This is a genomic window from Micromonospora sp. NPDC050695, assembly GCF_040654415.1.
Lineage (GTDB): Bacteria > Actinomycetota > Actinomycetes > Mycobacteriales > Micromonosporaceae > Micromonospora.
Genome location: NZ_JBFAHZ010000057.1, coordinates 22,652 through 33,178, shown reverse-complemented (window position 1 = coordinate 33,178; position 10,527 = coordinate 22,652). Strand labels below are relative to the sequence as shown.

Here is a 10,527-nt window from a genome sequence, read left to right as displayed (position 1 = left end):
TTGCGCGATCGTCCACCCGTTCCGCTTCGGGATATCGCTGACCAGCGCCGATACGTACCGGCCCGCGTGCTGCCAGGTCTGCGTCCGTGCGAAACACGACCGCAGCCGTCCCAGCAACTCACCCGCGGTCCGGGCCGCCCGGGCAGCCTCTATGCTGGCAGCAGCAGCCGCCTTCGATCTTGTTGTCTTCACAAACACATGATCAACGGGCGGCTGCGTCCATGTCGGACGCCGCCCCCACCACATCCCAGCAGGTCAGACTGCTAATGGCGGCTGCCGTACTAGGCGGTTACCGCCCGGGTGGCTGAATTCCCGCCAGGGCGAGGGTCAGCAGCCGCTCCGCCTTGGCCGCGTCGGCCGGCTGCGCGGCGAGCGAGATCGCGTTGGCGAGGGTCAGCACGTCCGTCATCGTGACGTCCGAGCGTACGGAGCCCTGGTCCGTGGCTCGGCGCAGCAGCTTCTCGCCTGCCGCGGTGAGCGTCGCGCCGCAGGTCCCGTCCTCCTCGGGTGGCGCGTTCAGCAGCGTCACCGCCAGGCCGCGGGTCGTCGTGGCGTACGCGGTGACCTCGTGCAACCAGGTGGTGAACGCGGCGAGCGCGTCCGGTTCGGCCAGTAGGTCGTCGGCGCGGGCGGCCAGGTTGCGGACGCAGGTGCGGAAGACGGCCTGGAGCAGGGACCAGCGGGACGGGAAGTGTCGGTGCAGGGTCGCCGAACCCACGCCGGCGGATCGGGCGATCTCCTCCAGCGACGCGTAGGCGCCCTCGCGGGCGATCGCCGCGGAGGCCGCCGTGACGATGAGGTCGTAGTTGCGTTGTGCGTCCGCTCTCATGGCCCGCCGTTGCCAAAGTGGGGTGGTCCCCCATATCGTAGCCGACGAGAAGTGGGGGGAGGCCCCACTTGTTGTCGGAGGCGAACATGGTTGTCCTTGTCATCGGTGCGACGGGCAAGCAGGGCGGGGCGACGGCCCGCGCGCTGCTCGATCGTGGGGTCGCGATCCGTGCCCTGGTCCGCGATCCCGACGCCGACAACGCCCAGGCTCTGCTCAAGCGGGGCGCCGAGCTGGTCACGGGTGACCTGGACGATGCGGCGTCGCTGCTCGCCGCGGCCGAGGGGATGGACGGCGTCTTCTCCATCCCGTACCCCGACGTGACGAACATGCAGGGCGACGCCGAGTTGACCCGCGGCCGCAACGTGGTCGAGGCCGCACGCCGGGCCGGTGTGTCGCACGTGGTGCACAGCAGTGTCTCCGGTGCCGGTGACTTCCACCGCAGCCAGCCGGGCTGGGCCGAAGGGCGCTGGGACCGGCACTACTGGGAGAGCAAGGCATCCATCGACGAGATGGTGCGCACCGGCGGCTTCGCGCACTGGACCGTGCTGTTGCCCTCGACCTTCATGGAGAACCTCGTCGGCTGGTCCTACCTCTTCGGCGACTGGTCCAGCGGCACCATCATCACCGGCTTCGCCGCCGACACGCGGCTGCCCTGGATCGCCGTCGACGACATCGGCGAAGCCGCGGCGATCGCGTTCACCGACCCGGAAAGGTTCGGTGGCCTCGACGTCGAACTCGCCGGCGACCTGCTCACCATCACCGAGGTCGCGGCGATCCTCACCGAGGTCACCGGCCGGGAGATCGCCGCGCCCGTGCTCACCCCGCAGGAGGCGGTCGAGCGCGGCCTGCTCCCGGCCATGGTCAACGCGGTCGAGCGGATCAACGAGAACGGCAGCCCGGCCCGTCCGGAGAACGCCCGGTCGCTCGGCCTGCCCACCACCGACTTCCGTACCTGGGCACGGCGCACCTTCTCCTGACCTCACGGCTCACGACATCGTCGTGAGCCTCTCCGACCGGGTCGCGATGATGCGGTGGCGGCGTACCGGGTACGGGATCGGGTGCGAGATGCTCCAGGCGGCGCCCTTGCACACGATCTCCTTGTAGCGGGCCGCCAGCCGGCCCGTGAGCAGGGACGGCCTGGCCCGGTCGTCGGCGGTGACGTACTGGATGATGCCGTCGCGGCGGCCGAGGCTGATGCACTGGTTGAAGTAGCGCAACGGCGCCTTCGGGATCTTCTTCCGGCCGGTGAGGCGCGCGGCGATCGCGTCGGCGGCCTGCCAGGCCATCGGGGTGCCCGAGGCGCAGGACATGCGCAGCGGCTTGCCACCCGGCCCGTCGGCCAGTCCGGCGTCGCCCACCGCGTACACCTCGGGGTGGGAGACGGAGCGCATCGTGGTGTCGACGATGATCTGGCCGGTCGCCGCGACCGCGAGGGTCGTGGCGGCGGCGATGGGGTGGACGGCGAAGCCGGCCGTCCACACCGTCACGTCCGCCGGGAGCACCCGGCCGTCGGCGGTGACCGCACCGGTCGCCTCGACGCGGGCGATGTCGGTGTGCTCGTGGACGGTGATGCCGAGCCGGTCGCAGACACCGCGCAGGTGCTGCTGTGCCTTGTCGTTGAGCCAGTCGCCCAGGCCACCGTTGGCGGCGATCGAGACGTGGAGGTCCGGCCGGGCCTCCGCGATCTCGGTGACCGCCTCGATGCCGGTCAGGCCCCCGCCGACGACGAGGACGGTCCCACCGGCCGCGAGCCGGGCGAGGCGGTCGCGCAACCGCAGCGCCGACGGCCGGCCGGCGACGTCGTACGCGTGCTCGGCGACACCGGGCACGCCGTGGTCCGCGGCGGCGCTGCCCAGGGCGTAGACCAACGTGTCGTACGCGATCTCGTCGGCGCCGTGCCCGTCGGTCAGCGCGACGGTCCTGCGGTCGGCGTCGACGGCGGTGACCCACGCCTGTCGAACCTCGACGCCGGTGCCCGCGTAGACATCGCTCAGCGCCCGATGCTTGAGGTCCTGCCCGGCGGCGAGTTGGTGCATGCGAACCCGCTCGACGAAGTCGGCCTCCGCGTTGACCACGGTGATCTCGGTGTCGTCGGGGTGCAGCCGCTTGGCGAGGCGTCCGGCCGCGATGGCTCCGGCGTAGCCGGCCCCGAGGACGACGATGCGGTGCTTCATGGTGGCACTCCTGTCTCGGTGGGTGGTCGCTTCCTGAACCGGACAGCGACGCGATCCCTGACAGGGGGCGGCTATGACCTGGGTCACCAGACGTGGAGCAGCGGCTCCCCGTGCTCGGACGCGGCCCACTGGCGGGTGGCGCGTTCGAGCTTGTCGGGGTTGACCTGGGTGTGGATGGCCGCGACGCCGTCGGACGTCACCTCCAGCGACATGACGCCGACGACCCGGTCGTCGATCACGACCACCACCGCCGGGCCGCCGTTGACGATCGCGGAGTAGAGGGCGGGGCTGCCGCCCACCAGGTCCCGCTTGACGCCGCTGGGCTTGAACAGGCCGCGCAGGAACTTCGCCACCGCCAGCGCACCGGAGATCGGCGTGGTCCGGGCCGGGATCTTGCCGCCGCCGTCGCCGACGCTCGTCACGCCGTCGGTCAGCAGCTCGATCAGCCGCTGCGTCTCGCCACTGTTGGCCGCCGCGAGGAACTCCGCGACGATCTTGCGGGTGGCGGCCTCGTCGACCTCGGCGCGGGCCCGGTCGGTGGCGACGTGCCGCCTGGCCCGCCGGTAGATCTGCTGGCAGTTCGACTCGGTGAGGCCGAGGATCTCGGCGATCTCGCCGTGCGCGTAACCGAAGGCCTCGCGCAGCACGTACACCACACGCTCGTTGGCGGACAGCCGCTCCATGAGGGTGAGCACCGCCATCGAGACCGACTCCCGCTGCTCGACCGTGTCGACCGGGCCGAGCATCCGGTCCCCGGCGAGGACCGGCTCCGGCAGCCAGGTGCCCACATAGGTCACCCGCCGGGCCCGTGCCGAGGTGAGCTGGTTGAGGCACAGGTTGGTGAGCACCCTCGTCAGCCACGCCTCGGGCGTCTCGACGTGTTCCCGGTCGGCGGCCTGCCAGCGCAGGAACGTGTCCTGCACCGCGTCCTCCGCGTCGCTCGCCGAGCCCAGCAAGCGGTAGGCGATCGCCTCCAGGCGGCCCCTGGAGCGCTCGAACACCTCGACGTCGTCCGGAGTCAGCGGCATGGCTCGACAGTATCCACGGATGTCCCGCCGTCTGTCGGCGAGTGGACATGGCGCAACGTGGCCAGCAGGCCTTGACCTCGCCGTAATGCGTTCTCTGCAGCCTTGGTGCACCCGTTTCCTACCGCACAGGAGTCGCGTTGCTCGTCAATTCGTTACTGGCCGTGCTGACGGCCGCCACCATGGCCACACCGCTGCCCGTCCCACCGGCCGCCGCGGCCGCGCCGGCCGCCGGGTCGCCGTCGCGTACGGTCACGCTCATCACCGGCGACCAGGTCAGCGTGACCGGCACGGCGGTGACCCGCGTGCAGGCCACCGCAGGGGTACGCGTCAGCACCTTCCGCGGCGAGACGTACGCCTACCCGGACGCCGCGCTGCCGTACGTCGCGTCCGGTCTGCTCGACGCCGACCTGTTCAACGTGACCCGGCTGATCGCCGACGGCTACGACGACGCGCACGCCGACCGCCTGCCGCTGATAGTCGAGTACGCGGCGGGCGCCCGGGCGCTTCCGAAGAGCGCCGCCGAGGTACGTCCGCTGGAGAGCATCGGCGGCGCGGCGATCACGGTGGCGCGCTCCCGGGAGTTCTGGTCCACGATCGCCGCCCCGGGCACGTCGATGCGGGGTGGTGTCTCGCGGATCTGGCTGGACGGCAAGGTGCGCGCCGCGCTGGCGGACAGCACCGCGCAGATCGGTGCCCCGAAGGTGTGGGCCGGCGGGGACACCGGCGTGGGCGTGGACGTCGCGGTGCTCGACACCGGCGTCGACCGGGAACACCCGGACCTGGCCGGCCGGATCGAGGAGGCGACCAGCTTCGTTCCCGGCGAGGAGGTGACCGACCGGCACGGGCACGGCACCCACGTGGCGTCCACGATCGCCGGTACGGGCGCGGCGTCGGGCGGTGCCGAACGTGGTGTGGCGCCGGGCGCCGACCTGCACATCGGAAAGGTGCTCAACGACCAGGGCGAGGGCCAGGATTCCTGGATCATCAGCGGCATGGAGTGGGCGGCCCGTACCGCAGGGGCACGGGTGGTCAACATGAGCCTGGGCGGCCCTCCGACCGACGGAACCGACCCGCTCAGCGCCGCGGTCGACCGGCTCAGCGCCGAGACCGGAACGCTGTTCGTGATCGCGGCCGGCAACAGCGGGCCGGACCTGGTGACCGTCGGCGCGCCTGGTGCGGCCGCGTCGGCGCTGACCGTCGGCGCGGTCGACGCGCAGGACCGCCTCGCGGTCTTCTCCAGCCGTGGCCCGCGCCACGGCGACAACGCGCCGAAGCCCGACATCACCGGGCCGGGCGTCGACATCCTGGCCGCCAGGTCCCAGTACGCGGCCGCGGGCGAGGGCGCGTACCAGACGATGAGCGGTACCTCGATGGCCACGCCGCACGTGGCCGGCGCGGCCGCCCTGCTCGCCGCGACCCACCCGGACTGGACCGGCGCGCGCCTCAAGGACGCGCTGATGAGCACCAGCAAGGCGACGCCGCGGCATCCGCTGGAATGGGCCGGAAGCGGTCGCGTGGACGTGGACGCCGCCGTGCACGCCACGGTGTTCGCCACCGGCACCACCTTCGCCGGGCTGCGCTGGCCGTACTCGCCGGGGCAGCAGGCCGAGCAGACGATCACGTACACGAACACGGGCGACCGGGCGGTGACGCTCGACCTGTCGGTCACCGGACCGGCGTTCACGCTGCCGCAACCGCGGGTGACCGTGCCGGCGCGGGGAACCGCCACGGCGACGGTGCTCGCACCGCTCGACCCGATGCCGGACGGCACGTACGCGATCGGGTCGGTGACCGCCACCGGCGCGGACGGCACATCCCTGCGCACCGTCGTGGGTCTCAACCGGGAAGCCAAGCACGCGAACCTCACGGTGACCGGCAAGGGCCCGGACGGCAAGCCGCTGAGCGGCGTCCTGATCATGAAGGACGTGCTGAACGACACCGTCCCGAGGGTCTTCGAGGTCGACGCCGGCGGAACGCTGACGGTGCGCCTCCCCGCGAGCACGTGGGCGATGTGGATGTACGCCGACGTGCCGGGCGCCAATGGACCGCACTCGTTGGGCCGCGCCGTGCTGGCCGCGCCCGAGGTCGTCCTCGACAGCGACCGTGAGGTGCTCCTGGACGGCCGCACGCTCGTCCAGGCCCGCGCGGTGACCCCGTCGCGGAGCAGCCTCGCGCAGCTGCGGGTCGACCTGTTCCGCTCGCACCCCGGCAGGTACCCGTTCGGCGACGACTACGTCCTGGGCCCGCAGTACGACAGCATCTGGGCGACGCCGACCGGGCGCAAGGTCACCCAGGGCGCCTTCACGTTCGGCACCCGCTGGAGTTCCACCGAGCCGATGCTGTCGCTCACCGCGGCCGGTGAACGCTTCGACGATCTGCTCTCGCAGTCCGGCTCGTCGAGACTCCCCGAGGGCGTCTACCGGCAGGGCGCGGTGCTGATCCCGCCCGGCGGGTCGTTCGCACCGGCCCGCGGCAAGGTGGCCGTCGTCCGGTACGTCGACGTGCCGACCGCGATCGCGCAGGCGGACGCCGCCCACCGGGCCGGCGCGACGATGCTCCTCATCGTCAACACCGGTCCGGGCCGACTGGACGCCTGGTGGGAGGTGGGCGACCCGAGTACGCCGCTGCCGGTCGCCGCCATCGCCCGCGACCCGGGGGAGCGCCTGCTGACCCTGCTCGGACGGTCGACGGTCACCGTGGAGTCGCATCCGGAGCCGCGCTACGTCTACGACCTCAACCGGTGGCACACCGGCGCGATCCCTGCCGACCTCACCTGGCGACCGCGCGAACGCGACCTGGCCCGCGTGGAGCAGGACTTCCGCAGCCGCAGCGCGGGTACGGGTTATCTCACCCGCGGCGACGCCCACCCCGACCGGCCCGGCTCGTCCCTCATCGGGCCGATCGTGCCCATCCCGGTGCAGGGCCGGCGCACCGACTGGGTGTCCAGTGGGGAGTGGCGTGAGCAGGCCGGCGCACCCGAAATGATGATCTTGTCGGACGCGCACTCGTATCCGGTCGGCCACACCACGACCACCTCCTGGTTCGCGCCGATCGGTCGGCCCCGGCTCTTCGACGACGGCCCGTTCCCGGCCCCGGCGCGGATCGGTGAACTCGTCGGCGTCTTCGGCATCCCCGCCTTCGGTGACGGCGACCCCCACCACCAGGGCATCCTGGCCGGGGGTGCGACCCAGACCATCGCGCTCCACGACGGCGGCACCGAACTCGGCAGGGCCGACGGGGACATCCTGATCGCCGAGGTCGGTGCGGCGGCGAAGTCCCTGCGGATGGTCGTGCAGACCTCCCACGACGGCAGTGTGACGCCGTACAGCACCCGCACGGACACCGAGTGGGCCTTCCGCTCCCCGGCACCGGACCTGGAGCACGTGGAGTCCGTTCCGTTCGACCTGGTGCAACTCGACTACCAGGTGGCGACCAGCCGGTCCGGTGTGGCGTCGCGGCATGCCCGGCTCGGGGTCACCGCGAGCCGGATCGACGGCAGGCCGCTGGGCTCGGCGACCCGCGTCGAGGTGTCCTACGACGACGGTCGCACGTGGCGGAAGCTCGGCCGCTCCGGCACGCTCGACGCCCCGAGGTCGGCCCGGTTCGTCAGCGTCCGGGCGACCGCCACCGACGCCGCGAAGCACGGCTCCGTCACCCAGACGGTGATCCGCGCGTTCGGCGTCCGCTGAGATGGTCCCGGCCCGGCCCTCCGGCCGGGCCGGGACCAACCGCGGCCGTCCGGGCCGCCGACCCGGTCCGCAGTCCGCCCTATTGATGGGCAAGTCGGCAGCACTGTCGCGAACCGGACAAGACGGTAAAGCCCCTGGTGGAGCACTGTTGGGGCAGGGGAAGAGGCGGACGGATGTCGGGCTACATCCCATTCCTCCGGCCCGACGCGGACAGCATCGTCCGCGCCGGTGCCTCCCCCGCCCACCCCGCCCACCGCTACGGGCGCCCGCAGCGGTGTATCGCCCACCGGGACAAGGACGTCATTCACCGCCGGCAGTCAGGCGCCGCTTTCGCGCCCGCCGGTCTTTCGCCACCGAGGACTCCGCGTGGAGTCGGTGTCGCTTCCGTACGCCCGACCCACGGCGGGACCCGAACAGAGAGGGTCCGACATGGCCAGTCCCATCGCGACCGCAGCTCTCAACGCACCCGCGTACGAACCGGGTGAGCAGATGCTGCTGACGATCACCTACTCCGACGCCGACACCAAACCGTTGACCATCACCCTCGTGGTCGCCGACGCGCAGGGCAACAGCAGCGCGCCGGTCAAGGTCACCGCAATCATCGACCCGCTCACCGTGACCGTCAGCGACGACTCCGGGCGTACCTGGAACCGGGTATCCGACAACGGCGCCGTCGCCGTCTACCGGGCGGTGGCGTGATGCCCCGCGTCACCGTCCAGGTCCGTGACGTCGCCGGACACACCGCGACCGCCACCGCCGACTACGAGCTGCGTCAGTCGGTGCTCGGCGGCTACTACCTCTCCGGGGGTGCCGACCCGAGCGCCGACATGGCCGGCGGGAACTTCCGCTCGCTCACCCAGTACCGCAGCTTCGCAGACGGATACATCTTCCCCGGCTACAACCGGCCGTGGCTGATCAACCTGGGCAAGGCCGGCGTGCAGATGAACATGGTCCTGGAGTTGAAGCACTACGGCGCTCCGAGCGGGCCGCAGACCTTCACCGTGGACGGCACCAGCTACACGGTGCCGGCGCCGTCGATGACCATCCAGCAGCGCCCCGGCACCACCTGGCCGAAGGCGTACGGATACAACCAGGTCGTCGACGGTCAGTGTGACGGGCTGTTCGCCCGTGCCCTGTCGCAGTACCGGACGCTCGGCTTCGGGGTGAACATCCAGATCGCCTCCGAGCTGGACACCGACCACGAGTTCGGCACCACCGAGGCCGGCAAGGCGTACACCTGGGAAGGGTCCGACTGGCGGGCGGTGCAGGCCATCAACTACATCCTCACCTGGTTCAAGGCCCGGACGTTGCCCGCCGGGACCACCTTCTCGGTCGGAGTCGGCGGCTTCGACCGGGCCTGTTTCCAGCGCACCCACCCGGAGTCGCTGATGTCGCGCCTGGACTTCCTCCAGTGGAACGTCTACGCCACCGACGCGAGCCACACGGCGTTGGGCCGCTTCCGGCGTACGAAGGACTGGGCGGTGGCCGACCTCGGCCCGGTGGCGCTGTCCCGTCGGGTGATCATCGCCGAGTGGGGGGTGCGCTCGGCTGAGATCCCGAACCAGTCGGGCTGGATCGCCACCGTCCCGGCGGCCATCGCGCAGCTCAACGCCGAGCGTGGGCCACGGATCACCCAGACCAACTACTTCAACTCCGGGTGGGGCACTCTCTCGCCCAAGGAGGCCGGGCTGGCCGCGTTGCACAGCGCGTACGGCACCCGACCGTTCATCTGAGGGATCCCGGCGGCCCCGGGTCACCGGGGCCGCCGGGCCGCGGGCTCACACCCCGCCGAGCCGTTCGGTGTACGTGTCGCGCAGCTCGCAGGGTGAGCCGGCACAGCCGATCCGCGACCTATGCTCGGGATCATGGAACTGCGGATCTTCACCGAACCCCAGCAGGGCGCCAGCTACGACCAGTTGCTCGCGGTGGCCCGGTGCGCCGAGGACGCCGGGTACGGAGCGTTCTTCCGCTCCGACCACTACCTCAGGATGGGCGACGCCAGCGGCGAACCCGGCCCCACCGACGCCTGGACCACGCTGGCCGGCCTGGCCCGCGACACCAGCCGGATCCGGCTCGGCACGCTGATGACCGCCGCCACCTTCCGGCTGCCCGGCCCTCTCGCGATCACCGTGGCGCAGGTCGACCAGATGAGCGGCGGCCGGGTCGAGCTGGGCATCGGCACCGGCTGGTACGCCGACGAGCACACCGCGTACGGCATCCCGTTCCCGGCGCTGGGTGAGCGGTTCGACCGCCTGGAGGAGCAGCTCGCCGTCATCACCGGTCTCTGGTCCACGCCGGCGGGGGAGCGGTTCACCTACGACGGCCGGTACTACCCGATCGTCGACTCGCCGGCCCTGCCCAAGCCGGTGCAGCAGCCCCGCCCGCCGATCCTGCTCGGCGGGATGGGTCCGAGGCGCACCCCTCGGCTGGCCGCCCGCTACGCCGACGAGTTCAACCTGCCGTTCGCGTCCGTGCCGGACACGGTCGCGCAGTTCGACCGGGTCCGCGCCGCGTGTACCGAGGTCGGGCGCGACCCGGCCGAGATGACCTGGTCCAACGCGCTGGTGCTCTGCTGCGGGCGCGACGACGCCGAGGTGGCCCGCCGGGCTGCCGCCATCGGGCGCGAACCGGACGAGCTGCGCGCCAACGGCCTCGCCGGTACGCCCGCCGAGGTGCTCGACACCGTCGGCCGGTACGCGCAGGCCGGCAGCCAGCGCATCTACCTCCAGGTGCTGGACCTGTCCGACCTGGAGCACCTTGAGCTGGTGGCCAGCGAGGTGATGGCGAAGCTCTGAGACGGACCGGCC

The 10,527-nt window shown here is 71.9% G+C and carries 9 protein-coding genes; 6 read left to right on the top strand and 3 right to left on the bottom strand.

Annotated elements, in window-relative coordinates:
* The coding region (locus AB0H52_RS27450) for a hypothetical protein (RefSeq protein WP_357951081.1) at positions 1 to 202 on the top strand (202 nt) is incomplete at its 5' end.
* Positions 203 to 289: 87 nt separating this feature from the next.
* Here the strand turns inward: AB0H52_RS27450 and AB0H52_RS27445 are convergent.
* Positions 290 to 829: a helix-turn-helix domain-containing protein gene (locus AB0H52_RS27445; RefSeq protein WP_151488311.1), complete on the bottom strand. Its 540-nt coding sequence runs from the start codon at positions 827 to 829 to the stop codon at positions 290 to 292.
* A gap of 86 nt (positions 830 to 915) precedes the next feature.
* On the opposite strand from AB0H52_RS27445, the gene AB0H52_RS27440 reads away from it, so the two are divergent.
* Complete coding sequence (locus tag AB0H52_RS27440) at positions 916 to 1,806, top strand: NmrA family NAD(P)-binding protein (RefSeq protein WP_151488318.1); 891 nt, start codon at positions 916 to 918, stop codon at positions 1,804 to 1,806.
* Positions 1,807 to 1,815: 9 nt separating this feature from the next.
* On the opposite strand, the gene AB0H52_RS27435 is transcribed toward AB0H52_RS27440, so the two are convergent.
* On the bottom strand, positions 1,816 to 3,003 hold the full coding sequence (locus AB0H52_RS27435; RefSeq protein ID WP_357951077.1) for an FAD-dependent oxidoreductase: 1,188 nt from the start codon (positions 3,001 to 3,003) through the stop codon (positions 1,816 to 1,818).
* A gap of 83 nt (positions 3,004 to 3,086) precedes the next feature.
* The gene (locus AB0H52_RS27430) at positions 3,087 to 4,031 is read right to left on the bottom strand and encodes an RNA polymerase sigma-70 factor (protein WP_357951074.1); all 945 of its coding nucleotides are present in this window, start codon (positions 4,029 to 4,031) and stop codon (positions 3,087 to 3,089) included.
* 137 nt (positions 4,032 to 4,168) lie between these two features.
* Here AB0H52_RS27430 and AB0H52_RS27425 point away from each other — a divergent pair, with 137 nt between their 5' ends.
* The 4 genes from AB0H52_RS27425 to AB0H52_RS27410 all read left to right on the top strand — a co-directional run bounded on the left by AB0H52_RS27425 (position 4,169) and on the right by AB0H52_RS27410 (position 10,515).
* Positions 4,169 to 7,720 (top strand): S8 family serine peptidase, encoded by a 3,552-nt coding sequence (locus AB0H52_RS27425; protein WP_357951071.1) that lies wholly within the window; start codon positions 4,169 to 4,171, stop codon positions 7,718 to 7,720.
* A gap of 429 nt (positions 7,721 to 8,149) precedes the next feature.
* Entirely contained in the window at positions 8,150 to 8,419 is a 270-nt protein-coding gene (locus tag AB0H52_RS27420) for a hypothetical protein (protein WP_151488339.1), read from the top strand.
* On the top strand, positions 8,419 to 9,453 hold the full coding sequence (locus tag AB0H52_RS27415; protein ID WP_151488340.1) for a hypothetical protein: 1,035 nt from the start codon (positions 8,419 to 8,421) through the stop codon (positions 9,451 to 9,453). The genes AB0H52_RS27420 and AB0H52_RS27415 overlap by 1 nt, the downstream gene beginning before the upstream one ends.
* A gap of 132 nt (positions 9,454 to 9,585) precedes the next feature.
* Positions 9,586 to 10,515 carry an LLM class F420-dependent oxidoreductase gene (locus AB0H52_RS27410; RefSeq protein ID WP_151488341.1) on the top strand — a complete coding sequence of 310 codons (930 nt, stop codon included), beginning with the start codon at positions 9,586 to 9,588 and terminating at the stop codon, positions 10,513 to 10,515.
* Positions 10,516 to 10,527: the final 12 nt, after the last annotated feature.